This is a genomic window from Pantoea sp. sgz302252, assembly GCF_042610525.1.
Taxonomy (GTDB): Bacteria; Pseudomonadota; Gammaproteobacteria; order Enterobacterales; family Enterobacteriaceae; genus Erwinia.
In genome coordinates this window covers 29,556-55,943 of record NZ_JBHDVM010000016.1, presented here as the reverse complement: position 1 = coordinate 55,943, position 26,388 = coordinate 29,556, and the positions used below count along the sequence as shown (strand labels likewise).

General features: G+C 56.5%; 26 protein-coding genes and 6 tRNA genes. 9 read left to right on the top strand and 23 right to left on the bottom strand.

Annotated elements, in window-relative coordinates:
* Positions 1 to 341: 341 nt before the first annotated feature.
* Both mdtJ and mdtI read left to right on the top strand, forming a co-directional pair.
* Positions 342 to 692 carry a multidrug/spermidine efflux SMR transporter subunit MdtJ gene (gene mdtJ, locus ACETPC_RS21510; RefSeq protein ID WP_380184504.1) on the top strand — a complete coding sequence of 117 codons (351 nt, stop codon included), beginning with the start codon at positions 342 to 344 and terminating at the stop codon, positions 690 to 692.
* On the top strand, positions 679 to 1,008 hold the full coding sequence (gene mdtI / locus ACETPC_RS21505; RefSeq protein ID WP_380184503.1) for a multidrug/spermidine efflux SMR transporter subunit MdtI: 330 nt from the start codon (positions 679 to 681) through the stop codon (positions 1,006 to 1,008). The genes mdtJ and mdtI overlap by 14 nt, the downstream gene beginning before the upstream one ends.
* A 43-nt stretch (positions 1,009 to 1,051) precedes the next feature.
* Here mdtI and corA read toward each other — a convergent pair whose 3' ends face one another.
* From corA to ACETPC_RS21460, 9 genes are all read right to left on the bottom strand, one after another.
* Complete coding sequence (gene corA, locus ACETPC_RS21500) at positions 1,052 to 2,005, bottom strand: magnesium/cobalt transporter CorA (RefSeq protein ID WP_380184502.1); 954 nt, start codon at positions 2,003 to 2,005, stop codon at positions 1,052 to 1,054.
* 129 nt (positions 2,006 to 2,134) lie between these two features.
* Positions 2,135 to 2,191 (bottom strand): YsgD/CorL family protein, encoded by a 57-nt coding sequence (gene ysgD / locus ACETPC_RS21495; protein ID WP_380184543.1) that lies wholly within the window; start codon positions 2,189 to 2,191, stop codon positions 2,135 to 2,137.
* A 117-nt stretch (positions 2,192 to 2,308) separates the two neighbouring features.
* Complete coding sequence (uvrD, locus tag ACETPC_RS21490; protein WP_380184501.1) at positions 2,309 to 4,471, bottom strand: DNA helicase II; 2,163 nt, start codon at positions 4,469 to 4,471, stop codon at positions 2,309 to 2,311.
* Positions 4,472 to 4,525: 54 nt separating this feature from the next.
* Positions 4,526 to 5,242 (bottom strand): 5-amino-6-(5-phospho-D-ribitylamino)uracil phosphatase YigB, encoded by a 717-nt coding sequence (yigB, locus tag ACETPC_RS21485; protein ID WP_380184500.1) that lies wholly within the window; start codon positions 5,240 to 5,242, stop codon positions 4,526 to 4,528.
* Positions 5,242 to 6,147 (bottom strand): tyrosine recombinase XerC, encoded by a 906-nt coding sequence (gene xerC / locus ACETPC_RS21480; protein WP_380184499.1) that lies wholly within the window; start codon positions 6,145 to 6,147, stop codon positions 5,242 to 5,244. Before xerC ends, yigB begins: the two co-directional genes overlap by 1 nt.
* Positions 6,144 to 6,845, bottom strand: a complete 702-nt coding sequence (locus tag ACETPC_RS21475; protein ID WP_380184498.1) for a DUF484 domain-containing protein — start codon at positions 6,843 to 6,845, stop codon at positions 6,144 to 6,146. Before ACETPC_RS21475 ends, xerC begins: the two co-directional genes overlap by 4 nt.
* The gene (gene dapF / locus ACETPC_RS21470; protein ID WP_380184497.1) at positions 6,842 to 7,666 is read right to left on the bottom strand and encodes a diaminopimelate epimerase; all 825 of its coding nucleotides are present in this window, start codon (positions 7,664 to 7,666) and stop codon (positions 6,842 to 6,844) included. The genes ACETPC_RS21475 and dapF overlap by 4 nt, the downstream gene beginning before the upstream one ends.
* 27 nt (positions 7,667 to 7,693) lie before the next feature.
* The gene (locus ACETPC_RS21465) at positions 7,694 to 7,888 is read right to left on the bottom strand and encodes a lipoprotein (RefSeq protein WP_380184496.1); all 195 of its coding nucleotides are present in this window, start codon (positions 7,886 to 7,888) and stop codon (positions 7,694 to 7,696) included.
* A 159-nt stretch (positions 7,889 to 8,047) separates the two neighbouring features.
* Positions 8,048 to 8,368 (bottom strand): cupin domain-containing protein, encoded by a 321-nt coding sequence (locus ACETPC_RS21460; RefSeq protein WP_380184495.1) that lies wholly within the window; start codon positions 8,366 to 8,368, stop codon positions 8,048 to 8,050.
* 248 nt (positions 8,369 to 8,616) lie between these two features.
* Between ACETPC_RS21460 and ACETPC_RS21455 the strand changes: the two genes are divergently transcribed.
* Entirely contained in the window at positions 8,617 to 9,429 is an 813-nt protein-coding gene (locus ACETPC_RS21455) for a helix-turn-helix domain-containing protein (protein ID WP_380184494.1), read from the top strand.
* Between the two features lie 4 nt (positions 9,430 to 9,433).
* On the opposite strand, the gene ACETPC_RS21450 is transcribed toward ACETPC_RS21455, so the two are convergent.
* The 3 genes from ACETPC_RS21450 to ACETPC_RS21440 all read right to left on the bottom strand — a co-directional run bounded on the left by ACETPC_RS21450 (position 9,434) and on the right by ACETPC_RS21440 (position 14,722).
* Entirely contained in the window at positions 9,434 to 10,729 is a 1,296-nt protein-coding gene (locus ACETPC_RS21450; RefSeq protein WP_380184493.1) for a BNR repeat-containing protein, read from the bottom strand.
* Complete coding sequence (locus tag ACETPC_RS21445) at positions 10,726 to 11,994, bottom strand: MFS transporter (protein WP_380184492.1); 1,269 nt, start codon at positions 11,992 to 11,994, stop codon at positions 10,726 to 10,728. Before ACETPC_RS21445 ends, ACETPC_RS21450 begins: the two co-directional genes overlap by 4 nt.
* A gap of 178 nt (positions 11,995 to 12,172) precedes the next feature.
* Positions 12,173 to 14,722 carry a class I adenylate cyclase gene (locus tag ACETPC_RS21440; RefSeq protein ID WP_380184491.1) on the bottom strand — a complete coding sequence of 850 codons (2,550 nt, stop codon included), beginning with the start codon at positions 14,720 to 14,722 and terminating at the stop codon, positions 12,173 to 12,175.
* Positions 14,723 to 15,009: 287 nt separating this feature from the next.
* On the opposite strand from ACETPC_RS21440, the gene hemC reads away from it, so the two are divergent.
* From hemC to hemY, 4 genes are read left to right on the top strand one after another with little or no spacing between them, the layout of a single operon-like run.
* Complete coding sequence (gene hemC, locus ACETPC_RS21435; protein ID WP_380184490.1) at positions 15,010 to 15,951, top strand: hydroxymethylbilane synthase; 942 nt, start codon at positions 15,010 to 15,012, stop codon at positions 15,949 to 15,951.
* Positions 15,948 to 16,688: a uroporphyrinogen-III synthase gene (hemD, locus tag ACETPC_RS21430; protein WP_380184489.1), complete on the top strand. Its 741-nt coding sequence runs from the start codon at positions 15,948 to 15,950 to the stop codon at positions 16,686 to 16,688. The genes hemC and hemD overlap by 4 nt, the downstream gene beginning before the upstream one ends.
* A gap of 23 nt (positions 16,689 to 16,711) precedes the next feature.
* Positions 16,712 to 17,839, top strand: a complete 1,128-nt coding sequence (hemX, locus tag ACETPC_RS21425; RefSeq protein ID WP_380184488.1) for a uroporphyrinogen-III C-methyltransferase — start codon at positions 16,712 to 16,714, stop codon at positions 17,837 to 17,839.
* Between the two features lie 2 nt (positions 17,840 to 17,841).
* Entirely contained in the window at positions 17,842 to 19,032 is a 1,191-nt protein-coding gene (gene hemY, locus ACETPC_RS21420; RefSeq protein WP_380184487.1) for a protoheme IX biogenesis protein HemY, read from the top strand.
* Between the two features lie 39 nt (positions 19,033 to 19,071).
* On the opposite strand, the gene ACETPC_RS21415 is transcribed toward hemY, so the two are convergent.
* Positions 19,072 to 19,383: a hypothetical protein gene (locus ACETPC_RS21415; RefSeq protein WP_380184486.1), complete on the bottom strand. Its 312-nt coding sequence runs from the start codon at positions 19,381 to 19,383 to the stop codon at positions 19,072 to 19,074.
* A gap of 706 nt (positions 19,384 to 20,089) precedes the next feature.
* Here ACETPC_RS21415 and ACETPC_RS21410 point away from each other — a divergent pair.
* Together ACETPC_RS21410 and ACETPC_RS21405 are read left to right on the top strand one after the other, a co-directional pair.
* Positions 20,090 to 20,614: an RNA polymerase sigma factor gene (locus tag ACETPC_RS21410; RefSeq protein WP_380184485.1), complete on the top strand. Its 525-nt coding sequence runs from the start codon at positions 20,090 to 20,092 to the stop codon at positions 20,612 to 20,614.
* A gap of 69 nt (positions 20,615 to 20,683) precedes the next feature.
* On the top strand, positions 20,684 to 21,013 hold the full coding sequence (locus tag ACETPC_RS21405; protein WP_380184484.1) for a carboxymuconolactone decarboxylase family protein: 330 nt from the start codon (positions 20,684 to 20,686) through the stop codon (positions 21,011 to 21,013).
* A 58-nt stretch (positions 21,014 to 21,071) separates the two neighbouring features.
* Here the strand turns inward: ACETPC_RS21405 and ACETPC_RS21400 are convergent.
* The 10 genes from ACETPC_RS21400 to wzxE form a co-directional block, all read right to left on the bottom strand.
* Positions 21,072 to 21,148: transfer RNA gene (locus ACETPC_RS21400), tRNA-Pro, on the bottom strand.
* A 73-nt stretch (positions 21,149 to 21,221) separates the two neighbouring features.
* Positions 21,222 to 21,298: transfer RNA gene (locus ACETPC_RS21395), tRNA-Pro, on the bottom strand.
* A gap of 73 nt (positions 21,299 to 21,371) precedes the next feature.
* A tRNA-Pro gene (locus tag ACETPC_RS21390) sits at positions 21,372 to 21,448 on the bottom strand.
* Between the two features lie 26 nt (positions 21,449 to 21,474).
* Positions 21,475 to 21,561 (bottom strand) — tRNA-Leu (locus ACETPC_RS21385).
* 10 nt (positions 21,562 to 21,571) lie between these two features.
* Positions 21,572 to 21,647: transfer RNA gene (locus ACETPC_RS21380), tRNA-His, on the bottom strand.
* 74 nt (positions 21,648 to 21,721) lie between these two features.
* Positions 21,722 to 21,798, bottom strand: a tRNA-Arg gene (locus ACETPC_RS21375).
* Between the two features lie 167 nt (positions 21,799 to 21,965).
* Complete coding sequence (gene wecG, locus ACETPC_RS21370; protein ID WP_380184483.1) at positions 21,966 to 22,706, bottom strand: lipopolysaccharide N-acetylmannosaminouronosyltransferase; 741 nt, start codon at positions 22,704 to 22,706, stop codon at positions 21,966 to 21,968.
* The gene (gene wzyE / locus ACETPC_RS21365) at positions 22,703 to 24,076 is read right to left on the bottom strand and encodes an ECA oligosaccharide polymerase (protein ID WP_380184482.1); all 1,374 of its coding nucleotides are present in this window, start codon (positions 24,074 to 24,076) and stop codon (positions 22,703 to 22,705) included. The genes wecG and wzyE overlap by 4 nt, the downstream gene beginning before the upstream one ends.
* Positions 24,073 to 25,140 carry a TDP-N-acetylfucosamine:lipid II N-acetylfucosaminyltransferase gene (locus ACETPC_RS21360; RefSeq protein WP_380184481.1) on the bottom strand — a complete coding sequence of 356 codons (1,068 nt, stop codon included), beginning with the start codon at positions 25,138 to 25,140 and terminating at the stop codon, positions 24,073 to 24,075. Before ACETPC_RS21360 ends, wzyE begins: the two co-directional genes overlap by 4 nt.
* Positions 25,137 to 26,387: a lipid III flippase WzxE gene (wzxE, locus tag ACETPC_RS21355; RefSeq protein WP_380184480.1), complete on the bottom strand. Its 1,251-nt coding sequence runs from the start codon at positions 26,385 to 26,387 to the stop codon at positions 25,137 to 25,139. The genes ACETPC_RS21360 and wzxE overlap by 4 nt, the downstream gene beginning before the upstream one ends.
* Position 26,388 lies beyond the last annotated feature (1 nt).

The following is a 26,388-nucleotide window of genomic DNA, read 5'->3' as shown; positions in this document are numbered from 1 at the left end:
GAAATTAACAGTTTAGTAAAGTTTGCAACCTTCTTTTTTCTTCGTAAATCAGTGCAAATGTTTTACCGCCGCCGTTCGGGATAGTGCCAGAATAGCGGCGTGTTTAACTACTGAGGACAATATTCATTCCACCAGGATGAGAAGCAATAGCGTGGATGAGTGGTAAATTTATGGACGGTTTGTTCATTTCCCTGCAGTGCCCAGCCTTTTCCCTTACCCGGTTCTTCTGCCGTTCCGTCATTGACCAGCACTGGCGTTCCGCGCTGTAGCGCGCTCTCTGTCGATTAATTTCCTGCGCGTTTGTCTGCGCGAAAAATAATTTCCTTTTTCGGAGAGAGAAAATGCTGTACTGGTTGCTGTTAGCGCTTGCTATTGTTTTTGAAATTACCGGCACGCTGGCGATGAAATGGGCCAGCCTCAACGGCCATGCCGCGGGCTATATTTTTATGCTGGGCAGCATCGCCCTTTCCTATATTGTTTTGTGCTTCGCCGTTAAAAAGATTGCGCTGGGCGTAGCCTATGCTATCTGGGAAGGCGTCGGCATTTTGCTTATTACGCTGTTTAGCGTGGCGCTGTTTGGTGAATCCCTGACGCTGATGAAAATGGCCGGACTGGCAACGCTGGTAACGGGCATCGCGCTGGTGAAGTCGGGCACCGTCGCCCGCAAGGAGCCGCAGCATGTCACCGCTTGACTGGACACATATCGCCTGGCTGGCGCTTGCCGTCGCGCTGGAGATCCTGGCAAATATTTTCCTGAAGTATTCCAACGGCTTCCGCCGCCCGCTGTATGGTCTTTGCTCTATCGTTGCCGTGCTGGCCGCTTTTAGCGCGCTGGCGCAGGCTGTGAAAGGAATAGATTTGTCAGTGGCCTACGCGCTGTGGGGCGGATTCGGCATAGTGGCGACGGCAACGGCCGGCTGGATCCTGTTTGGCCAGCGTCTGAACGTTCGCGGCTGGTGCGGCATCGGCGTGCTGCTGCTCGGTATGATCTTGATTAAGTTCGCCTGAAGCCCGCGCAGTTCATTAAACGGCATCCGTGCCGGTTGAGTGGTTACAGCCAGTTCTTCCGCTTGAAGTAGGCATAAGGTGCCAGGCCCGCCAGGATCATCAGGCAAATGGCGCCGGGATAGCCGAAGCTCCATTTGAGTTCCGGCATAAATTCAAAGTTCATGCCGTAGCTGGAGGCAACCAGCGTTGGCGGCAGGAAGACCACCGAGACCACCGAGAAGATTTTAATAATGCGGTTCTGCTCGATATTGATAAAGCCCATCGCCGCCTGCATCAGGAAGTTGACCTTCTGGAACAGGGATTCGTTATGCGGCAGCAGCGATTCGATATCGCGCAGGATTTCGCGTGCCTGCTCCAGCTGGTTGCCCGGCAGGCGAGCCTTGCGCACCAGGAAGTTGAGCGCGCGCTGGGTATCCATCAGGCACAGGCGTACTTTCCAGCCGATATCTTCCAGCTCCGCCAGCGTGGAAAGCGCGGCGTCGAACTCGTCGCCCTGCTGGCCTTCCATGATTACACGGCTGAGCTTTTCCAGGTCGCTGTAGATGTTCTCGATCTCATCCGCCAGCTGCTCGATTTTGGTTTCAAACAGGTCCAGCAGCAGCTCATAGGCGTTGCCGTCGGTAAGCACCTGGTTGCGCGCGCGCATGCGGTAAAGCCGGAACGCGGGCAGCTCGCGCTCACGCAGCGTATAAAGGCGGCCATCGCGAATGGTGAAAGCCACCGTGGAGTTGCCCGCGTGGTCTTCCGCATCTTCGTAAAAGAAAAAGGAGTGGATATGCAGGCCGTCTTCGTCTTCAAAAAAACGGGCGGAAGCTTCGATATCTTCCAGCTCGGGCCGCGTCGCCAGGCTCTGGCCCAGCTCGTTCTGTACGCGGTCACGCTCGTTTTCTTCCGGCTCGATCAGATCGACCCAGACCGAGCTGGTCAGCTCGTCGATCGGCTCTTCCAGCTCCAGGCGGGCAAGGCGGCTGCTTTCAAGTTTAAATGCGCTCAGCATAGCTGTACTCCCAATTCTTTATAATCTGGGACGCGCCTGAACACGGGAAAGTTCGGTCGATATGACTCAGAGCGATGCGGAATGCGGATCGCCAACAACCACGAAGGCTATCGGCAGAGAGGGATAGCCTTAGGAGTTGTACCTGGTTTCCAGGTCAATGAGCCAGTATCTACTGGGTGTGTCCAAGGCGAATGTCCTCTCAGGATGATAGTGCGCGCATGTTACGCTGTGCTGAAAATGGCGTCAACAGCCAGCCCGGATAAACGAGCCGGCACGCGTTGGAATCAGGGAAAAATGCCGGGCTTAGACGGTTTCTAACTTCGCGTAGGCGGCCACCAGCCACTTGATGCCCTGGCCCTGGAAAGCAACCTGTAACCGGCTGTGATCGCCGCTGCCTTCCAGGTTAACGATGGTGCCTTCGCCGAACTTAGCGTGGCGCACGCGCTGGCCGAGCTTAAAGCCGCTGTCGTTTTGCGCCACCGGCGTGCCCATGCGCTGATGGCTTATCGGGCGGCTGACGCTGGCACGCAGACGCACTTCCTCGACGCACTCTTCCGGCAGCTCGCCGATAAAGCGCGAAGGCCGGTGATAAACCTCTTTGCCATAAAGCCGACGCGTTTCCGCATAGGTCAGGGTCAGCTTTTGCATGGCGCGCGTGACGCCGACGTAGGCCAGGCGGCGCTCTTCTTCCAGCCTGCCGCCCTCTTCCAGCGACATCTGGCTGGGGAACATGCCTTCTTCCATACCGACGATAAAGACCTGGCGGAACTCCAGCCCTTTGGCCGCGTGCATGGTCATTAGCTGCACCGCATCCTGCCATTTGTCCGCCTGGCCTTCGCCCGCCTCCAGCGCCGCATGCGACAGAAACGCCTGCAGCGGCATTAAATCTTCGTCTTCGTCCTGATAGCTGTATTGCCGCGTGGCGTTGACCAGCTCCTCAAGGTTTTCGATGCGCGCCTGGCCTTTTTCGCCTTTTTCCTGTTCATACATCAGCCACAGGCCGGAATCTTTGATTACCCGGTCGGTCTGCACGTGCAGCGGCATTTCGCTGGTTTCCTGCGCCAGCGAGTCCACCAGCTCGGTGAAGCGTTGCAGCGCCGAGGCGGCACGACCGGCCAGCGCCTTTTCCTGGAGGAGTACGCGAGCGGTCTGCCACAGCGTTAGCTGGCGCTCGCGAGCGGTTTGGCGTACCACGTCCAGCGTGCGATCGCCGATGCCGCGCGTTGGCGTATTTACCACGCGTTCAAAGGCCGCATCGTCATTGCGGTTAGCTATCAGCCGCAGGTAGGCCAGCGAGTCTTTGATTTCCTGACGTTCAAAGAAGCGCATGCCGCCGTAAATGCGGTAAGGCATGCTGGTTTGCAGCAGCGCCTCTTCCAGCACGCGCGACTGGGCGTTGCTGCGGTAGAGAATGGCGCAGTCGTTCAGCGCGCCGCCGTTTTCCATCCATACCTTGATGCGGTTAACCACAAAGCGGGCTTCGTCCAGCTCGTTAAAGGCGCAGTAGACAGAGATCGGCTCGCCGTCGCTGCCGTCCGTCCACAGCTCTTTACCCAGGCGACCATTGTTGTTGGCGATCAGGGCGTTGGCCGCTTTCAGAATGTTGTTGGTCGAGCGGTAGTTTTGCTCCAGGCGGATAGTTTCCGCGCCGTGGAAATCGTTAAGGAAGCGCTGGATGTTCTCTACCTGCGCGCCGCGCCAGCCGTAGATCGACTGGTCGTCGTCGCCGACGATAATCACTTTGCCGCTGTCGCCCGCCAGCATTCTGATCCAGGCGTACTGGATATTGTTGGTGTCCTGGAATTCGTCCACCAGGATATTGGTGAAGCGCTCGCGGTAGTGGTTAAGAATATGCGGTTTAGTCAGCCACAGCTCGTGCGCGCGCAGCAGCAGCTCGGCGAAATCCACCAGCCCGGCGCGGTCGCAGGCTTCCTGATAGGCCTGATAGATGCGCAGCCAGGTTTGCTCAACGGGATTGCCGTAGCTCTCGATGTGCTTAGGCCGCAGCCCTTCGTCTTTTTTGCCGTTGATGTACCACATGCCCTGACGCGCGGGCCATTGCTTCTCGTCCAGATTCATGGCTTTGATCAGGCGCTTTAGCAGCCGCATTTGATCTTCGCTGTCCAGAATCTGGAAATCCTGCGGCAGCCTGGCATCCAGATGGTGCGCGCGCAGCAGGCGGTGCGCCAGGCCGTGGAAGGTGCCGATCCACATGCCGCCCTGGCTGGTGCCGATTAGCTGCTCGATACGATGGCGCATCTCCGCCGCCGCCTTGTTGGTAAAGGTCACGGCCATAATGGAGTAAGGCGAACAGTTTTCAACCCCCAGCAGCCAGGCGATGCGGTGCACCAGCACGCGCGTTTTGCCGCTGCCCGCGCCTGCGAGCACCAGCAAATTACTGCGTGGCGCGGCTACGGCCTCGCGTTGTTTGTCATTCAAGCCGTCGAGAAGGTCAGAAACGTCCATAAGCACCGTCAGGTTAAGGGAAGCTACAGCTCCACTGGATATTTAACCAGCGTATTATAGCAACGCGGTCAGGGATGCCAACTGCGAAATTTCCAGCGTCGGCAGCAAACGGCTGTCGCTGGCCCGCATCAGGTTGCCATTGTGTAAGTTGATCCAGCACGCCTGCATGCCGCAGCGCACCGCGCCCGCCACATCCGTGGTGAGGTCGTCGCCCACGTGCAGGATGCTTGCCAGCGGCAGATCGAGTTTCTCCGCCGCCAGGTGATACATATCTTCATAAGGCTTGGCGCGCCCATGCGGCCCGGCTCGCAGAATAAATTTAAAGTATTTATCCAGCCCAAACAGATGCGGCTCGGCGTTGCCGTTGGTAACCGCTACCAGCGGAATTTTCGCCGCCAGCGCGGCCAGCGTGCTGTGCGTTTCATCCGGCACCGTTATCTGGCTGCGCCAGTGGGCGAAGTGCGCCATCACCTCGCGCGAGCCTTTTTCCGCCTGCTGCGCGTCAAGCCCGATGTTTAACATCGCCAGCTCTACCGCGCGGCGGCGCCATTCGCTAACGTCGTGATAAATTTCCGGTTCCTGCTCAAGCAGGCTGTCGCGCAGCTGCTGATATTGCAAAGGCGTAAATTCTTTTAGCGCCGGATGATAAGCCTGCAAAAACGCATGGGTTTCTTTAGCGGTGCGGCTGATGACCGGACGGTTGTCGTACAGCGTATCGTCCAGGTCGAAAGTCATGGCCGCGATTGGGCGCAGCGAACGGTAAAAGTGCATCAGGTTTTTCCTCGTTTGGCACGGGGATGCGCGGCATCGTACACCGAGGCCAGATGTTGAAAATCAAGGTGGGTATAGATTTGGGTAGTGGTAAGGTTGGCATGGCCTAACAGCTCCTGCACCGCTCGCAGATCGCCGCTCGATTCCAGCATATGGGTGGCAAAAGAGTGGCGCAGCTTGTGCGGATGAATATGGCTGGAAAGGCCCTGCTTTATGCCCCACTCCGCAAAGCGCTTTTGCACATTGCGCGCTGAGATGCGCTTGCCCTGTTTGGATAAAAACAGGGCATTATCGGATGGCGCAAACAGTTCGCGCAGCGCCAGCCAGTGCTCTGTCCACTCTACCGCCGTGCGACCAATCGGCAGGCGGCGCTCTTTGCTGCCTTTGCCCGATACCCAAACCTCGCCGGAAGCGAGATCGAGATGGGGAAGATCTATCCCTACCAGCTCAGAGAGTCGCAGCCCTGCGCCGTACATTACTTCCAGCATCGCTCTGTCACGCACCGCCAGCGGATCGTTCAGATCGATATCCAGCAGGCGATTTACTTCGTCTACATCGATATTTTTTGGCAGATGACGGGAAGCGCGCGGCGTGGCGACGCCCTTGGCCGGATTGGCTTTTATTTTGCCCTGGCTGATTTGCCAGTCCAGAAAGCTGCGCAGCGCGGAGAGACGCAGCGCCAGACTGGCTGGCTTTTGCCCGGCGCGGCGGCTGCGAGCGGCCAGCGCGCGTACCTGAGCGGCATCCAGCTTTTCCCAGGCGACAAGTTTCATCTCGCTCAGCAAAGCGATGCAGGCGCTTAGCTGGCGCTCATAGTTAATCTGCGTCAGCGGACTGAGCTGGCGCTCAACCTTCAGATAGCGCAGGAAGCCCTCTACGGCTGGCTGTAGAGGAGAGGAACTCATGTTCTTTCTATCCAACGCTGCAGCAGCTCCGGCAGCATTTGCGCGAGATGCTGCAACAGCACCGTGCCCATGCCACTTTGATAATGCTGGCTGTCACGGCTGCTGAAGATCAGCACGCCCAGTTCGCCGCGCTCGCCCAACAGCGACATCGCTACCGAGCCGACCGCTTTGGCCTGCGGCAGCAGCAGCAGCAGTTCCGGGCCGTTCAGGCTGCCCAGATAGTGCTGCTGCTTGCCCAGCCGTTGAATGCGTATGGATTCGAAAGCCTGGCGCGACAGCGCCAGCTGCGTGAAGTCTGAGGGCGCGCCGATACGCCATTTTTCGCTGAACAGCCGCACGTTGGCGCCTGCCAGCCCCAGCTCCCGCGCCCAGCGGTGCAGCCGATTAAGCATTTCATGCAGGCTGTCTGCCGCCGCCATGCGCCCTTGCAAGGTTAATAGCTGTTCGAACAGGCGGTGGTTAGCGCTGGCCTGCTCCATCAGCAGCGTGATTTCTTCTTCCAGCTGCGCAATCTGGTGGCGCTGGCGGCCCAGCTGCCACTCCACCAGCGAGACGGTGCCGCGTACCGGATGCGGTACCGTCATCTGTTCGACCTGGCGGGCGTTGCGGATAAAAAAGTCGGGGTTTTGCAGCAGGTAATCGCTGACTGCACGATCGTCCAGCAGGCTGTCGCTGGCGGCCTCGCTGACATTTTTCATAGATGAATAAATCCGTCGTAAACGTGAGTGGCCGGGCCGGTCATATAGAGCGGATGACCAGGCCCTTTCCATGCGATGTTCAGCGAGCCGCCGGGCAGATCGACGCGAACTTTTTCCGCCAGCAGCGCCTGCTGAATGCCAACCGCTACCGCCGCGCAGGCTCCACTGCCGCAGGCCTGGGTTTCGCCCGCGCCGCGCTCGTAGACGCGCAGGCGAATATGCTCGCGGCTGACGACTTCCATAAAGCCGACGTTAACTCTTTCCGGGAAACGCTCGTGGCTTTCCAGCACCGGACCTAAGGTTTCTACCAGCGCGGTCTTCACGCTATCAACCTGGAGCACACAGTGCGGGTTGCCCATTGATACCACGCCGCACATTATTGTCTGCTCTGCCGCGCGCATCAGGTAGAGATTTTCCGCTTTGTTGGCGCGGAATGGCACCTGCTGCGGCTCAAAGTTCGGCTCGCCCATATTGACGCAGACCAGCTCGTCCGGCGTGACGCTCAGTACCATGCGGCCAGTCTGGGTGCTGACGCGAATATCGCTTTTATTGGTCAGCCCTTTCAGGCGCACAAAGCGGGCGAAACAGCGCGCGCCGTTGCCGCACTGCGCCACTTCGCTGCCGTCGGCGTTAAAGATACGGTAGTGAAAATCAAGGTCGGGATCGTAGGGCGGTTCGACGATCAGCAGCTGATCGAAGCCGATCCCCAGATGGCGATCCGCCAGCCGACGGATCAGTTCAGGGGAGAAATAGACGTTTTGCGTCACGGCATCGACCACCATAAAGTCATTGCCCAGACCGTGCATTTTGGAGAACTGCATATGTGGCTCCGGCGTGTGCGTCATCTGTTACTGAGCCGATTGCCGTTCCGCATCGGTGGTCTTTGACTGCTGCTGCGCGCTGCTCTTCGCGCCGTTAGCCTGCGCTGGCTGCGCCTGCTTTGGAAAATAGAGAGGGCCTTTCAGTCCGCATCCCGCCAGGCTGACTACGGCCAGCGCCAGCGCCATCCGGCAAATCATCTTTTTCATGCTTGTTCTGCTCATTATTGCTGCCTGTTGGTTGACTATCATCGCAGGTGAAGTGCTAAAAGCAACAGGAAAAAGGCGAAGGTTGCGGAAAAGAAAAGCGGAAATTTGTTTCGGTTCGGGCAGGCCGCGCGGCACTGAACCTGGGCAAAGGCCCGCGCCGGAACGGAAAGCCGGTTATAAAAAGTCTTTGCGCTGGGGCGTAAACATATCGACGAGCACGCCGCTTTCCAGACAAACGCAGCCGTGCAGAATGTCCGATTTCTTATACAGCGTATCGCCCGCTCTGACCTGATGCTGTTCGCTGCCGATGGTGAAAAGAAACGCGCCGGAGCGGACATAGGTTAACTGTTCATGGGGATGGCTATGCATTGGGCCAATCGCGCCCTGTTCAAAGCTGACCTCTACGCACATCAGGCCGCCGCCGCGCGCCAGCACGCGACGCGTTACGCCTTCGCCCGCTCTTTCCTGTAACGAGTCTTTGTAAAAGAAAAACATCTTTTTATCCTTTGCGGTAAGTCAGCCAGCTATTTTGACCGTCGCGCGGGGATTTACTATTCAGCAGAAAATTAACTGTGACAGCCATCATGCCGGTTTGTACAAAAGGGCCAAAAAACCGCTATTTATGGCGCAATTGTTATAGCCCAGGCGATCTTTTTGCCGTTTTGTGATTCGCAACAATGACAGGCCTGGCGCGCTGGCTGAAGATAGCGGCTGGATCCGCGTACCCGATAAGGATTATCGTCATGACCGTTACGCTTCGTCGTGAGACGCATTTCCGTCATCCCGATGAAAAAGTCGTGTTTCATTTCTGGCAGCCGGAAAAAACGCTGTGCCAGGAACACCGCCATGAATATTGCGAGCTGTTTCTGGTTGAAAAAGGCAGTGGCATTCATGTGATTAACGAAAAGCCTTATTTGCTAACCGCAGGCACGCTCTGTTATCTGAACCGCCACGATTATCATCTTTTCGAAGGCATGAAAAATTTAAAGCAGGTGAATTTGCTTTATCTGGCGCCAGATAAATTTAACGTGCTGAAGAGCATTGAGCATCTGCTGAACCGTCCCGGCGAGACCAACGTATGGCAAATCAATACGCGCGTTATGCAGCAGGTTATCGCCAGACTACGCTCGCATGCGGCAACAGAGCATGAAAATAAGCTGCTGTGCGAAAGCCATAAAGAGATGATTTTTCTGGAGACGCTGCACAAGCTGCATCAGTGGCGTTATAAAACCCAGGATTTCGCCAGCAGCGACGATCGCCTCAGCCAGATTATTATCTGGTTAAATTCCCATCTGGCCGAGCCGCTGGATCTCGAACGCCTCTGTCGGCGCTTTGCCATTTCGCGCCGGACGCTACAGCGGGGCTTTGTAGACTATACAGGCGTCTCGCCGCAAAAATACCTCACCACCATGCGGCTATTGCAGGCGAAGTATCACCTGCAATACAGCGAGATGACGGTGGCGGAAGCAGGCAAACAGGTGGGCTTTAACGAAGCCAGCTATTTTTCCCGCCTGTTCCGCAAGCAGTTCGGCATTTCTCCCGGCCAGTGTTTATAAGGCTTCAGTTTGTCGTTACCTCGACAAGCTCCAGCTTGCCTGCCGCTACTTTTGCCGGATAAGGTTCATCGCGGCAGATTGGCAGTGCTTCCCAACGCAGCCAGTAACGGCTCTGCGGCGAATAGTCGCTGTTTTGCGCCGCCAGCAGCTGAACTTCCGCGGCGGGATGCAGGTGTTGGTAAGGCTGCGACAGCGCTTCCGGCAGCGGCGCCTGCGCGGGCAGCGTCTCCGTCACGTTTAACGAGTCTTCAGCGAGCAGCCAGCGCCCTGCGCCCGTCCACAGAGTGTACCAGCCGACTTCCAGCCTGTTTTTTTCCACAACGCGCGGCGGCTGCAAAACCAGGTCGGGCGGAATAGAGCCAGGGCCTTTGAAATCCCAGCGAAAATCCCACTGGCTGAGCTGCTGTTTTTGCCAGCCGCCCGCGCCGTCCGGCCTGGCCAGGTACGCCTGCGAATGGCCGCTTTGGTCGTAGCGGTGATAAATCAACAGCGGTTTTCTCTGAGTATCAAAGCCGATCTCCTGCACCATATTAATCAGCCCTTCGCCGATTCCGGCACTATCGACTATTTCTCCTTTTGCGCGCGAGATTGGCAGCGTCAGGCTTGTACCGGACGAGGTTTCCCAATGCCGCAGATCGCGGCTGCGCGCATAGGAGAGGTTGTTATTGGTTTCACAATGCGGCGTTTCGCGCCACATCCAGATCAGATGCCACCAGCCGTCCGGCCCGGCAACCGGCGGCCTGGCATAGCCGTTGCGCTGGCCTTCGCCGTCCAGCAGCGGCGTCTCCAACAGGCGCGACCAGCGCCGTTGCGCCGTATCGTAAAGGTTATAGATATCATCGCCGTTGCCGCTACAGCCGTCGCGATAGCGAAACAGCAGCCGTCCCTGGCTGTCTTTGAAAAAGAGCGGATAGGTGGCGCGATCCTCCCGTTCGCCGGTCATGGATCTGACCACGCGCAGCGAATGGATATCCAGCGGCCGTTCAGAGCGAAAGTAGATCAGCGGATCGACATGCATATTGCCGGAAAGATGCAGGTAGCCTTCGCTGTCTATGGCCATCGTCAAATAGTTATGCGAATCGTAATCGGTAATAGCGGCGTCGCGGTTGCGCTGCGGCAGCCAGAAGCCTTCGGGCTGAAAGGTTTCCCAGTGTTGTCCGCCAGTGCGCCGACAGCCTACGGTGATGCGATGGGCGGCATCGTACCAGGCGGCAAACAGCGATCCCTGATGATGAAGCAGACAGTACAGCACGTTAAAGTCCGCGCATGCCTCGCCTACGGTTGAGAGAGTCACACTCATATCGCAATCTCCTGATTAATTTTTTTATAGCGCAGGAAATAACCGGCCAGCACGATCGCGCCAGCGGGATGAAGCACGGCCCCCACATAAATCGGTACGGCATAGCCATAGAGATCGATGATAGCGCCGACGAAGCCGTTAAAGATAATGGCGCTAATGCCGCCGAGCGCGCTCATAATGCCGATAGCGGTAGCAATGGCCGCCCGCGGCACCAGGCCGCCCATCATAATGGTCACCATGCTCAGCCAGGCCGTACACATAAAGTTGATCACGGTCATAATGCCTACCGCCAGCCAGACGTTTTGCACGGACGGCAGGAAAAATATCAGCGGCGCAAGGCAGGTAACGGCCCAGATAAGATTGAGGCGCGCGCGGGTCGGCTCAACGCCGCGCGCCACCAGCCGATCGGAGATCCGGCAAACCAGCAGCACGCCGAATACCGCCGCCAGCGGCGGAAACCACATCAGCTCGCCCACGCGTGCCAGGCTCAGCCCCAGCTTTTCCTGCATAAAGCCAATCTGCCAGTACTGATAGAAGAACCAGAAAGGATCGGTCAGCAGCCGCGCGACGATCAGCGTCCAGACGGGCGCGGAGGCCAGCACGAATTTGTAACGTTGCAGCATAGAAACGTCGTCTTTACTTTCCGGCTGCAGCTCCGTTACGGCTGGCTGGCGACGGCAGGCGATAAACCACAGCAGCCCGACCAGGATGCCGACTCCCGCCGGAATAAAAAATGCCCAGCGCCAGCTGTGAGAAAGCGTAATCCAGGCAATAAAAGGCGGCGCGACGATTAGCCCCAGCGACTGCACAATATTGGTGAGCTGAAAGGCGAAAGCGCGCTGCTCCGCTTTAAACCAGGTAAATATCGCCAGCGTCAACGCAGGCACTACGCCCGATTCCGCCAGGCCCAGCATAAAGCGGCCAATTAACATGCCGGTCAGCGAATGAGATAAGCCGGTGATCAGCGTGGCTATCGCCATCACTATCATTAAAAAGGTCAGCACCAGACGGCTGCCGAATTTATCCACCAGCACGCCGGAGAAAAAATACATGCCAATATAAGGCGCCATAAAAGCGGTAATCAGCAGGGAGTAATCTTTATTGCTTACGCCCATTTCATGCATCAGCGTGGTTTTAAGAATCGAGACGATTTGCCGGTCGAAGGAGAAAAAGAACAGAATGCAGCCCAATAAAAGAAGCAGAAGAGAAATAAAAAGACCGAATTTATTTCCTCTTCTGGTCAGTGACTTATTTCCTTTTGCCATATGTCCCTCACAGAATTATTCCGTTAAATAAGACTCTGGCGCGAGTATAAGTTTGATTACGCCGGGCGCGCGGGCGGGGTTTTTACTCTGTGAATAACATCATTGTGATTTGTACTTCAGCGCCAGAAAGGCGAAAAGAATGGCATTTACCTGCGGCCCGCAGCATTGCGGGCCGCCGTCAATGCATCTGATAGCGCTGCGCGTAGTCGCTGGGATCGTTGTCGGAAAGGTTAGCGCACAGCTGCGCCAGCGTCTGGCTGCGGAACGGGATCACCTGGAAGCGATCGTCAACCTGCACAATCTGGTAGAACTGCGGCAGGTTAAAGTTGATAAAGCTGGAGCCGTAGGTAAAGCGATCGTGCGAAGAAGAGTAGAAGCGGCTGACATCCCGCACCAGCTCTTCTTTACTGCCTTCGCAATGGTGATAGATCTCTACGCGGTTGGTCTCATCCAGGATATAGATATTAAAGCCGCGATCGTTTTGCGTATCTTCAAAGAAGAACTGGATAATGCCTTCGCTGGCGTAGCCGTTGACCACCGACGGCAGCCGCGTTTGATCGGTTTCTACCTTGATCGACAGACCGTGCAGTTTGTTGTTGGAGATAGCGCCGTAGAACTCCACGGCGTTTTCCAGCTTCTGTACCGAGACGCTCAGCCGCTCGAAGAAGAGTCCCCAGGTCTGTCCGGCGACGCGCACGGCTTTAAAGCGGCCAGGCTCCTGGCGCGTGCTGGAAAGACGCAGCTCAATGCACTCTGATACCAGCTGCTGGACACGCGTGCGGATCAGGCCACGCAGGTGCTGGCTGTAGCAGAAGACTTCGACGTTATCCGGCGGCGCGGCGTCCTGATGCATTTTGCCCAGGATGGTTTTCAGCGCTTCGATCATCGCCTGCTCGCCGTTGAAGTGCAGCGTACGCACCTCGTTCCAGGAGTTACGGTAGAGCAGATCTATGCTGCCGATCAGGCACTGCTGCTGCTGCCCGAAGCTGAATACGTCCAGCTTGCGGAAATCAAAATGCACTACCTGGTTGCGGAAGGCCGCCGTAGGATCGTGTTCAAGGTTGACGATAATCGCCAGGTGGCGAATTTCGCATGGGCTGTACAGAGCCTTTGGCGTAGGCGCGGGCAGACGTAGCGGAAAGTGATGCGACACATCTGCTACCAGTTCCTGCAACCTTGCCAGATCGCACAGCTCGTTGCCTTTAATATGCAGCCGCGTTTTGCTGGTCAGCAGACCGTTGAACCATGCCCAGGCCACCAGCTTGTTGAGATAGCGGTTATATTCCAGCGGCTGATGGCTGATAATCGACTGCATATCCGGCGACTGGTTATAAAGATACCAGCCCGCGCGGTTGGCGCGGCCGTGCGGCACGTGAATAAAGGTTAAGTGCGGCTCGGAAAGGTCGGGCGAGATCTGCGGATTCACCAGTGTGACCTTGCCCGGCAGCGCTTCAAAAGCGGCATACAGCTTGCGCGTTAGCACGCCAATATCCTGCGGGCTGGCGCTAACGCTCAGGTTGTTGCGGCGGGCGAACCGGATCAGGTTGCGATAGCTCTGCATCATCGCATCCAGCAGCTCGTTATGCGCTTCGCGCACCCGGCCTATCTTCCACTCGGCGCGGCTATCCAGCACGATCAGGCGCTGTTCATCCCAGCCCCATTCGCTGACCAGTTGGCTAAGGATTTCACGCCGCCAGCCCGGCTCACTGTCTACGGAAAGCTTTTCGCGCACTTTCAGGTAAAAGCAGCGGCGCACCAGATCAAGGCGTGCGTGATCGTCAATGCTGGTGAGGTAATGCGTGACGCGTTCCAGCATCATGCAATAAGGATCGAGGCCGTAGGAGACAATTTCGCCATCGTGCAGGCGCTGTTTGATATCCATTGCCAGCAGGCGCGTGCCCGGATATTCCCAGGAATAGGCTTCCAGCAGCAGCGTTTTCAGTACCGCTTTGTAGGGCGAATCGATGCTTTTATAGAGCTGCCACAGGCTTGCGCCGAAGTACTCTTCGGCGGAAAGCGTGCTCAGGCCACCCAAATCCAGCCACTCGTTAGGCGTCAGCACGCCTTTTTGATAGAGCGACATCACGTAGTCGTCGTAGTGCTCTTCTTCTTCGCCCGGCACCATATTCCACAGGATACGCTTGCCGGCCAGCCGTACCGCAGTGCGGTAAAACTCGTCCAGCAACAGGATATGCTGCGTGGAGCCGCAGTCTTCGCCGCCCAGGCTGCCGCTTTCGTTATGGCGGAAGCGGTTTTCGTCAATCAGGAAGAAGCTGGCGTCGACGCCCATGCTGGCGCACCATTTTTGCAGCAGCACGCATTTTTTCTGCAGCGCCAGCCGCTCTTCGTTATCCAGCCAGGACTGATGGCAGACCCAGATATCCAGATCGGAAGTGGCGTTCTGGCCCACCGAAGAGGTGCTGCCCATTGAGTAAACGCCGGTGATCGGCATCTCGCCCTGCGGCGTGAGCGCAGCGTCTGAGCCGGATTTTGCTTCTAAATCAGAGAGATACTCTTTTTGACTTTCATCAGGCGTGTAGAAGCTGATGCCATGTGGAACGTTACCCGCAAGGTAACCCGGCATCAGCGGATGATGATAATGCAATAAAGTTGGCAGCAGACTGTAAACCTGTTGGAACTCGGGTCCCATAGCCGCCAGCGCGCGATCGACGCGCAGCTGGTTAATGGCATCCAGTCTCTGTTTCAGTGTCTCAATGTAGAGGTACAAGACGTCTCGCCTGATTATCCCAGTGCCTGCAAAAACCCCCGTTTCCGAAATCCGCCGCTTGCTTTAAAAATAGTCGGGCGAATTAGTGCTGGAAACGTGATCAATCTAACACCTGGCTGGTTGACCGTAAAGAAAGATGCGCTACCACCTAGTTTAGCACGTTTTACCATCAACTGACCTGAAATGCCGGAGCGACTGCCCACGCCTGCCGTTTCAGCCCGCGGAAACTGACAGCCTTCCCGTATCAATGATAGGATAATCAGTGAACGATAAAAACGGTAACCCGCATGTCAGACAAAATTTTAAGAATAGCTACCCGTCAGAGTCCGCTTGCGCTATGGCAGGCGCACTATGTGCAGCAGCGCCTGATGGCCTGCCATCCGGGCCTGAGCGTCGAGCTGGTGCCTATGGTCACCAGGGGCGACATTATTTTAGATACGCCGCTGGCTAAGGTCGGCGGCAAAGGCCTGTTCGTAAAAGAGCTGGAGCAGGCGCTGCTGGATGGCCGCGCCGATATCGCCGTCCACTCCATGAAGGATGTGCCGGTAGAGTTTCCCGAGGGGCTGGGGCTGGTGACAATCTGCGAGCGAGAAGATCCGCTGGACGCTTTTGTTTCTCCTCAGTATGACTCCGTCGATGCACTGCCACAGGGCGCCGTGGTCGGCACCAGCAGCCTGCGCCGCCAGTGCCAGCTAAGCGCCCGCCGTCCGGATCTGATTATCCGCTCGCTACGCGGCAACGTAGGCACGCGCCTGAGCAAGCTGGATGCAGGTGAATACGATGCCATCATTCTTGCCGTAGCCGGGCTAAAACGCCTGGGCTTAGGCGATCGCATTCGCCATGCGATGCCTGCCGAAGAGTCTTTGCCTGCGGTAGGCCAGGGCGCGGTCGGTATCGAATGCCGCCTTGACGATGAACAAACTATTACGCTGCTTGCCGCCCTGAATCATGAAGAGACGGCGATACGCGTCAAAGCGGAACGCGCGATGAATACCCGGCTGGAAGGCGGCTGCCAGGTGCCAATCGGCAGCTATGCGGTGCTGGAAGAAGATGAGCTGTGGCTGCGCGGCCTGGTAGGCTCGCCAGACGGCAGCGCGATGATCCGGGGCGAACGCCGTGGGCCGCGCGAAGATGCAGAGAAAATGGGGATTTCGCTGGCGGAAGAGCTGCTGAACAACGGCGCGCGTGAAATCCTGGCGGAGGTATATCAGGGAAATCCGCCTAAATGACCATTCTGGTGACCCGTCCGTCGCCCGCGGCGGAAGATCTGGTTAGTCGTTTACGCGCCGCCGGTCGGGTCGCCTGGTCTATGCCGCTGATCGAGTTTACGCCGGGTACAGAGCTGGATGGCTTGCCAATGAGGCTGGCAGCGTTAAATGAAGGCGATCTGGTTTTTATCCTTTCGCAGCACGCTATTCATTATGCCCAGCCTGCGCTGGTTCGCGCGGGCACGGCATGGCCTGCCGAACTGCACTACTATGCTATAGGCCGCACTACCGCGCTGGCGCTGCATACCGTCAGCGGGCTGGATGTCGTCTGGCCGCACGAGCGCGAAACCAGCGAAGTATTAATCCAGCTTCCTGCTTTACAGCAGGTGGCGGGCAAGCGCGCGCTGATCCTGCGCGGCAACGGCGGACGCGAATTGCTGGCGGAAACCTTGCAACAGCGCGGCGCTGATGTACAGTTTGTTGAATGCTATCAACGCTGTGCGAAGATTTATCAGGGCGCTATTGAGGGCCGTCGCTGGCGCGACCGTGAGGTCGATACGCTGGTTGTTACCAGCGGTGAGATGCTACAGCAGCTTTATGCGCTGTTCCCGGCGATCGATCGCGAGGAATGGCTTCTGCACTGTCGGCTGCTTGTCGTCAGTGAACGCCTGGCTACCCGTGCCGCAGAACTGGGCTGGCGCAACATCAGGGTCGCCGAGGGTGCCGATAACGACGCCTTGCTGCGTGCGTTACTATAAACTTAAAGATGGGATGTGCCACAATGACGGAACAAAAAGAGTCCTCTGCCATGGTTGAAACAACCACCCCAGAGGAAGAGACCTTAGCGACGAAGCAAGCGCCCGAGCGTAAACCGCGTAACGGCGCTACGGCGCTGGCCGTGCTGGCGATAGCTATCGCGCTGGCCTCCGGCGCTGGCCTCTATTTCCACGCGCGTACGCAGGCTCAGCAGCAGGCAGCGGCCACTCAGGCGCTGACCGATCAGCTGGCCGGATTGCAGCAGGATGCCGCCGGCGAAAAGCAAAATCTGGTGCGTCAGCTGGCTGCGCAGGGTAGCGAGCTGGATAAGGCCCGCGCTCAGCAGGCAGCCATGAGCAAACAGCTGGATGAGCTGAAAGAAAAAGTGGCGTCTATCTCCGGTAACGATGCGCATACCTGGCTGCTGGCACAGGCGGATTATCTGGTGAAGCTGGCAGGACGCAAGCTGTGGAGCGATCAGGATGTCACCACCGCCGCCGCGCTGCTGAAAAGCGCAGACGCCAGCCTGGCCGATATGAACGATCCAAGCCTGATCGACGCGCGCCGCGCGCTTACGCAGGATATCAGCTCGCTTTCCGCCATCAGCCAGGTGGACTACGACGGTATCATCCTCAAGCTTAACCAGCTTTCCAACGGCGTCGATAATCTGCGCCTGGCCGATAACGACAGCGACGACGCGCCAATGGACGCCGACAGCGGCGAACTCTCCTCCTCGCTGCGCGAGTGGCGGCAAAACCTGGTGAAAAGCTGGCATAACTTTATGGATGACTTTATTACCATCCGCCGCCGTGACACCACCGCGGAACCATTGCTGGCCCCTAATCAGGATGTTTATCTGCGAGAGAATATCCGCTCGCGCCTGCTGATTGCCGCCCAGGCCGTGCCGCGCCATCAGGATCAGATCTACAAGCAGTCCATTGATACGGTTTCCGCCTGGGTTCGCGCCTGGTTCGATACCGACGATGCGGCGACCAAAGCCTTCCTCAGCCAGCTGGACGAACTGAGCCAGCAGAGCGTCTCAATGGACGTGCCGGATGCGCTGCAGAGCCAGCCAATGCTGGACAAGCTGATGCAAACGCGCGTGCGTAACCTGCTGGCTCAGCCCGGTGCCCAACCGCAGCAGGGAGAGTAAGCATGCTTAAGGTACTGATTATTTTTGTTTTGCTGATGGCAGGCATCGTGTTGGGCCCGATGCTGGCAGGCCATCAGGGCTATGTGCTGATCCAGACTGATAACTGGAATATTGAAACCAGCGTCACCGGGCTGGCGATCATATTGATCCTGTCGCTGCTGGTGATCCTGTTTGTCGAATGGATCCTGCGTCGCCTGTTCCGTACAGGTGCCAGAACCCGCGGCTGGTTTAAAGGCCGCAAACGCAACCGCGCGCGTAAACAGACCAACGCCGCGCTGATCAAAATGGCGGAAGGCGATCATCGCCAGGTTGAGAAATTGCTGTCGCGCAATGCGGATCATGCCGAGCAGCCGATGGTTAACTATCTGCTGGCGGCGGAAGCGGCCCAGCAGCGCAACGATGAGGCTCGCGCCAGCCAGCATCTGGAACGCGCCGCCGAACTGGCTGGTAACGATCAGCTGCCGGTTGAAATTACCCGCGTGCGCCTTCAGCTGGCGCGTAATGAAGATCATGCCGCCCGTAACGGCGTGGATCGCCTGCTGGAAGTCGCGCCCCGCCATCCGGAAGTGCTGCGCCTGGCCGAGCAGGCCTATGTGCGAACCGGTGCCTGGAGTGCGCTGCTGGATATTCTGCCAGCGATGGAAAAAGCGCAGGTTGCCGATGAGACTCATCGTCTGGCATTGCAACAGCAGGCGTGGCTTGGCCTGATGAATCAGGCAATGGCCGATCGGGGCAGCGAGGGGCTGAAGCGCTGGTGGCATGATCAAAGCCGTAAAACGCGGCAGCAGACGGCGCTTCAGGTAGCGATGGCGGATCACCTAATCGTCTGCGACGATCACGATACCGCGCAGAGCATAGTGCTGGAAGGTTTGAAACGCGGCTATGACGAGCGGCTGGTGCTGCTGATGCCGCGCCTGAAAACCGGCAATCCGGAGCAGCTGGAGAAAGCGCTGCGCCAGCAGATCAAACAGCATGGCGCTACGCCGCTGCTGCACAGCACGCTGGGTCAGCTGCTGATGAAGCATGGCGAGTGGGAACTGGCAAGCCAGGCTTTCCGCGAGGCGCTAAAGCAACGTCCCGACGCCTTCGACTACGCCTGGCTGGCCGATACGCTGGATCGCCAGAACCTGCCGGAAGAAGCGGCGCAGATGCGCCGTGACGGCCTACTGCTGACGCTGAAAAACAATCCCTGACTGAAAGGGCATTAACAAAGCCGGGCGCTCTGCCCGGCTTCAGACTGCTGACAAACCTGAACCCTTCATCAGGACTGACTCTTTTACAGCCACACAGCAGCTTGATAGCGGCAGAGGCTGAGCGGATAAATGGACCGTTTGGCGCAGGGACGCGCCAACCGAGCCATCAGGGACGATTTCACGGCGTGTCCATGTTCCTATCTGCCTCTGCTGCTCTGTCACCGTTTTAAACGCGACAATGAGTTGGTCATCAACCTCAAGCCGGGCGCCCTGCCCGGCTTTTTTTTGCCTGATGCCAGATAAAAAAATACCCGCCGGTTTGGCGGGTATAAAAAACAGGCCGAAAGACAATCGGCTGATACCTGACTCAACGTGGTGTCCTGAACTCCGTTAAGGCCTGACGGCGATAGCGGCAAATGGACAACAGGTATCCTAAGGGCTCTGCATCATTCCCGGGTTTATGAAGCTTGCGCGAACATAAGAGGTGGAATGAGCATCTACAACGGTATTATAGCAGATTGCGTGCCAGGTTTTTGTTTTCAGATTTATAAATTCATTTCGTTCAATAATTCAATCGGTTAACCTGATGCCCTTCTCTTTTGTTGCGTCTAATTTTGTCGTATCCAGACAACACCCTCCGTTATAGCCGTCGCTTACTGACGACAGCTTACGTATAGCTCAGTAAATTTCTTTAATAACAGGTATCTGAATGTCGTCTTATGGTGACACTCCAAAGTGCAGCGAGGATCGGCCATGCAGAATCGCGCTTCATGTCACTTAAGCATAAAAATTTAAATTCAATGAATCCTTTTACAGCAGCCCGGACTCTATGTAATGAGCTTCTTTAAAAGGATTAAGCATGTTTTATCTGAGATGTCATTTATCGGGCGTGGCGCGCGCGGCTCGCACAATTTCTGGAGTCTGTATAGCGCTGATTGCCTTCGCCCTGGATGCTACAGCAGGCTGGCCGCGAATCTTTTTATTTAGCGGCGGTCGTTTTGGCGGGCCCGGCAATTATTGGTTGTTGCCCGGCCTGCGCTTACTTAAGGAGAAGTAGATGAAAGCTCCTTCTGAACAGCTTATCGCTGCCGCCTGTGCTGGCGATGCGGCTGCGATATCCCAGCTTTTAGCTATTTGCCAGCCAGATATAAAAAGGTTTGCACAGCGTACCTGCGCAAACAAAGCGGATGCCGATGACGCGGCCCAAATGGCTTTATGGCAACTTTATCGGAAGATAGGTACGTTAAAAACCGCCGCAGCCTTCACCAGCTGGCTGTTCCGTATTGTTGAAAGGAGTTGTCATCGCCTGTTCAGAAAACGGCAGTCCACCTTATTTTTTAACGAAGTGGGATCCAGTAATGCTAATACATTGCAAAAGCATGTTGAATTACAAAAGGATCTTGCCTTTGCCATTGCGGCGCTGCCGGAAAATTATCGTACTGTTCTGATCCTGAGAGACGTAGATGAACTCACGACGCCCGAAGTAGCGACAAAATTAGCTATTACCACCAGGGCGGTAAAAAGTCGTCTTCATCGCGCCCGAAAACTTGTTCGTCATATGCTCACCGCTAACGGATATTAGTCTAATCCTACCCGGAAAATTTTATACGATCTACAGACGCTGATACGCCAACAAATAAGGATGTTAATAATGAGTGAATATCAAACCGCTAACGATTTCTTAATTGCGCCCAGGCTTCTGGCATTAGCAAAAGAAGAGGGAGAAGCCTTTATAACCTTCGACAAGGCAGCGAAACGAACTAATGGCATCATTCCTCCCAAAACCCGCGAGTTTATTTCTCTGGCCGTCGCGCTAACTACCCAATGTCCTTACTGCCTTGATGTTCATACCAGAGCGGCCAAAAAAGCCGGGGCGACAGCAGAAGAGATTGCTGAACTTGTTACCATTGCCGCAGCGGTAAGAGCGGGCGCAACCATGGGATACGGGCTGATGACGTTGCGTTTATACGAAGAGGCTTAACGCTAAGGCAGGCTACAAACGCAAAAAGGCCAGCTCGAAAGCTGGCCTTTTCTGTATATGGTCGGCGAGAGAGGATTCGAACCTCCGACCCACTGGTCCCAAACCAGTTGCGCTACCAAGCTGCGCTACTCGCCGGATACTGCCGGTACTGCTGCCTAAAAAATAGCTTTTTAAGCGAAAACCCCGCCTCAGCAAGGTTTTTAGAAAATGGTCGGCGAGAGAGGATTCGAACCTCCGACCCACTGGTCCCAAACCAGTTGCGCTACCAAGCTGCGCTACTCGCCGGATACTGCCGGTACTGCTGCCTAAAAAATAGCTTTTTAAGCGAAAACCCCGCCTCAGCAAGGTTTTTAGAAAATGGTCGGCGAGAGAGGATTCGAACCTCCGACCCACTGGTCCCAAACCAGTTGCGCTACCAAGCTGCGCTACTCGCCGAAAACTGCGTACTGCTAAAGATTTTGTGGTGCGAAGAGAGGGACTTGAACCCTCACGTCCGTAAGAACACTAACACCTGAAGCTAGCGCGTCTACCAATTCCGCCACCTTCGCATACAAAATCTGGGGTGGCTAATGGGACTCGAACCCACGACAACTGGAATCACAATCCAGGGCTCTACCAACTGAGCTATAGCCACCACACCTGTTACTCATACTGCTTTACTACTTAACGCGGTAATACTACCACCGCAGCTCTCGCGCACAAACTTAATGGCGCGCCCGACAGGATTCGAACCTGAGACCTCTGCCTCCGGAGGGCAGCGCTCTATCCAGCTGAGCTACGGGCGCGTAGCGCCGTTGCGGATGGGCATACTACGGATTCAGGCCGATCCTGTCCAGTGCTTTTTTCACAAAAAATTCCGTTTGCTTACGCTTTGTGCGTTCTGTCTAAACTACGGGCAGTTTTCACGTTTATCTATGACTTTTTTGCCCTTAGCCCGTTTAAAAACGGTTGATTAAAGATCGCCGCGCAGATGATAACGCACGTATTTCAGCAGCCTGAAATTGCGTTTCAGCCGCGAAGGCTGCGTAATCAGCCGATAAAGCCATTCAAAGCCCATTCTCTGCCATATTTTCGGCGCTCGCTTTACGTTGCCCGTAAAAACATCGTAAGTGCCGCCTACGCCCATATAGAGCGCATCGGGATAGATTGCCTTGCAGTCGCGCATCAGCACCTCCTGACGCGGCGAGCCCATAGCTACCGTTACTATCTTTGCGCCACTGGCGGCAATGCGGGCAAAAAGCGCCTCGCGCTGTTCCGGTGCGAAATAGCCATCCTGCGAGCCGACAATATTCACATTCCATTGGCGCTTCAGCTTCTCTTCGGTTTGGGCCAGAACGCCCGGCTTGCCGCCGATCAAGAAGACCGGCGTGCCTTCGCGGCCTGCGCGTTGCATCAGCCCTTCCCAAAGATCCGCTCCGGCAATACGCGAGACTTGCGCCTGCGGATATTTTTTGCGGACAGATCGCACGATACTGATGCCGTCGGCATATTTGTATTCCGCTTCGTCAATCAGCCGATGGATTTCCGGCTGGCTTTCGGCCGTCAGCACTTTTTCGGCATTGATAGCTATCAGGGTGCCGCTTTTAAGTTTTTCCTCCTGCCAGAGGTAGTCAAGAAACTCGGCCATGTCGCGAAAGCCCAGCAGCCTGATGCCGCGGATCAGGTACTGCGGCGGCGTAAAAGCGGCGTTCATGTTAAATCCTTAACGTTGCTGACCAACAGGTCTTGTTGTTGCACCGGCCTGGCTGCGCGCATACGGATCAGGCCTGCGCTGTCGAACAGCCAATAAAGCAATTTAGCGACCACTACCGCCGCTGCAAAAATCAGGCAGAAGAACACGACGCGCGAGGCAAAAGCATCCAGTCCTTCCCTGGCGAGTACGATCATATTGAAGACTGCGCCGAAACAGAAACTTTGCAGGATAGCAGCCTTATAACGGTTACTTTCCTGGCGGCCTTTAGCGTAAAGCCAGTCAAACCATTTGATAATCATGCCTACCGCTACCGCGCCCAGCGGAATAAACCAGACGCCGCCCATAATCACCAGCGAGCCCAGCAGCGTTGGCGAGATAGCCAGGCCGGAATGGTTGTTCAGCACTTCCCAGGTAAAGTAGTTGGCGCTGTTGAGCACCAGCGAAGGCCGATCGGGCCACAGCCAGCCAGGGATAAAGACATAGAAATCCCTGACGATGGGCGCAAGCCCCTGAAACTTGATTTTGTCGTAGTTTTGCAGCAGCAGCCCCAGATTTTCCCAGGGCGAAAAGGTATCCCGTGTCAGATAGAGAAAAGTATAAAACGCTTCGCTGCCGCTGACGTCGAGGTTGTAACGGCGCAGCGCCAGCCAGAACATGCCGACGATGCCCGCCACGCCAGCCGCCGCCAGCATCCACAACGTAATCCAACCCCGAATAATGCCGATAAACAGAAACAGCGCGAAGGCGATAATGATATTTGCCCGCGTGCCGCCAACAATGGCGTAAGTCAGCAGCCCGAAAGCCACGGTGGCGACCAGAAACAGCAGCCAGCTTTTCAGGCCGGGCCGCAGGAAGTAGACCACCAGCATCGCCGGAATAAAGAAGTAGAAGAAGCGCTTCAGCGCTACGCCTGAGACTTCCGCCGAGAAGATCTGGCTGTAGCTATGCAGCTTAAACAGCAAAAAGCCGTTGTGCAGGAAGAAGACCAATACCGTGCCCAGCGCGATTAGCGCCAGGATGCCCCACGTTAAATGCGCCTCGACGCGGTTAATAGTGAAGGCCTGGCGCACTGGCCCTCGCGGTGGCGCTCTGAGCCGGGTTTTATAGCTGACATAGTAAATGGCGTAAAAACCTGTAGCGGCGAGCATCGCCTGTAACAGGAATTCTGCGGGCACCACTTCGACGTTAAAGCCGAATACCAGCATGCTGGTCAGCGGGAAGCCGAAGTAGAACGTCAGCAAAAAAAGCAGCGAGAAGAAAACGTTGAAATTAAACCGCACGCGGCGGAACTCACGCCAGGTCAGCGTGAGGATCAATCCCAGCGACAGCAGCCAGACGGTCAGCAGGCCCGCGAAATCTGTAAACATCATGATGTCGCTCCTTCTGCCTGCGCCAGCGCCTGCTGCCAACCCGCCACATAGGCCGGATCGAAAAAGGCGATGGCGGATTTATCCAGCTTTGTCATCTGCCGTTTTGTTTCGGCAATCAGTTCAGGCGTCAGCTCGTCGCCGACAAAGAGCACCGGCACCTGCTGTTCGGCCAGATCCTGCCAGAAAGGATTTTTACGGTTGACCACAAAGGGAATATTGGCCTGAATCAGCAGGCAGAGCGTGCCGATGCCCTGCTGGCGCTCAAAGATAAAGTAGCCCAGATCGCAGCGGGCAATCAGCGCCAGATAGGCCGTGAAATCCAGCTTCTCGCTCAGGATAGTGAGGTTATCGGCAAACAACGCCTCGCCCGCTTCCCGCACGCGCTGAATATAGGCGCCGTTATTTTCCGGGTAACCCAGCGGCACAATGACCCGCGCCTTGCTGCCGAACTGGCGGTGAATATCCTGCAAGGCCTGAATATGGCGGTTGCTGGCATCGCCCGAATTGCCCACCAGTATGGTCAGCTCCGCGCTTTCCCGCGTCTCAGGCAGCGCTATCTGCGCCATACGGGTTGGAAAGTAGAGCAGCGAAGCGGGCACGGCAGGATGGCGCTGATGAAAGAAATTGATATCGCCACGCGTGGCAAAGACGTGGCCGACACGCTTTTGCGCCAGCCGACGCAGCTGATAAAACAGGCGGAACTTCAGGCCATTCGCCTGCTCGTAGAGATCGGCACCCCAGATGTGCCAGTAAGCCTGTTCAGGCCGGATTTTACGCAGCAGCAGCGCCAGCCAGATCGCGGCATTGAACTGACCGTGAAAAAAGAAACGGGTTTGCCTTTCGGCGCGGGCGCGAGCCGTGACCGCGCGGGCAATACTCTTTTTATCCGCGAACCAGCGGATTGCCAGCAGAGGAAAAGCCGGGGCCGCAGGTTTGCCTACGACCCAAAACTGGCGCTTTTCATCCACGGGCGCGGCCTGCGTCATAACTTCGTTAAAAAATCGCAGTACGGTCTGGTTGTGGTGCTCAACAGGCGAGCCAAGAACGTGAATCAATGTTGTCATACTTGTCTTTGATAAAGAAAAAATACGCCCGCGCAAAGCGCGAAATAGACGATATAGGTCGCCATATAGGCCTGCGCTGCGCCGACGGCGCCATGGAGCGGGATCAGCCACCAGGCGAACAGCGTCAGCAGCAAAAACTGGCTGATTTCCGTCAGCAGGTAAAAACGCAGCGAGGCTTTGGCTATCACCAGATAACCGAAAACGTAAGCGCCCACTTTGAATACATCGCCGGTCAGCTGCCAGATAAAGAGATCGCGCATGCCGGTAAACTTGCTGGAAAACAGCAGCCAGATCGCCACATCGCGCAGCAGCCAGACGCTCAGGCTGACCACCGCTACCGCAGGCAATACAAAACTTAACGAGCGCAGGATCTCGCGCGAAATGGCTTTTTTATCACTCAGCTTTGACAGCGTAGGCAGCAGGTAAACGCTGAACGAAGCGGTGATAAACTGCAAATAAGCGTCCGAAATGCTGGTCACGCCCTGCCAGAGACCGACCTGCTCCCAGCCATTGTGCGCTGCCAGCAGGTTGCGCATCATCACCCAGGCGACCGGCAGCGTGACGGCTGTCATCAGCGCCATCAGCGTAAATTTGCCCAGGCTGCGGGCAATCTCGCCGTGCCACTGCGGTTTGAGAAAGCTCAGCGGCAGATGATCGCGTTTTGCCAGAAAGAGCGCGGCGGGTAGCACCACCAGCGCCGGAACCATCGCCATACCGACCAGCGCGCCGCTGTAGCCGCCCAGCCAGTAGCAGACAAACCACGCCGCCACGCCGATCAGGCTGCCCAGGATCAGCGACAGCGCGTTGCTCATCGCATCACGAAAGCCTTTGATTATCGCCAGCGCCAGGTTCGCCCAGGCGATGCCGATTTGCACAAAAGCCACTATCCGCACGACGTTCCGGTAGCCGTCATGTCCAAACAGGCCAACGCTAATCGGCCCGGCGAACAGTAAAAAGATAACGGCCAGCAGCGTAGAGAAAGCTAATACCATCGCCGAAGCGGTGCCAGTGACCGCGCGCAGTTGCGCGGGCTGCTGTTGATACTCCGCTACGTATTTAGTGACGCCGTTAAAGATGCCTGCGCCAGCCAGCACGCCAAGCACGGTAATAAGCTGGCGGAAGTTCCCCGCCTGGCCAACGCCTGCCGGGCCGAACGAGATCGCCAGCATTTTTACTACCAGCAAACCGGCAGCAATTTTTACCAGCGTGGACGCTGCCGTCCACACCGAAGCCTTAGCCAGCGACATA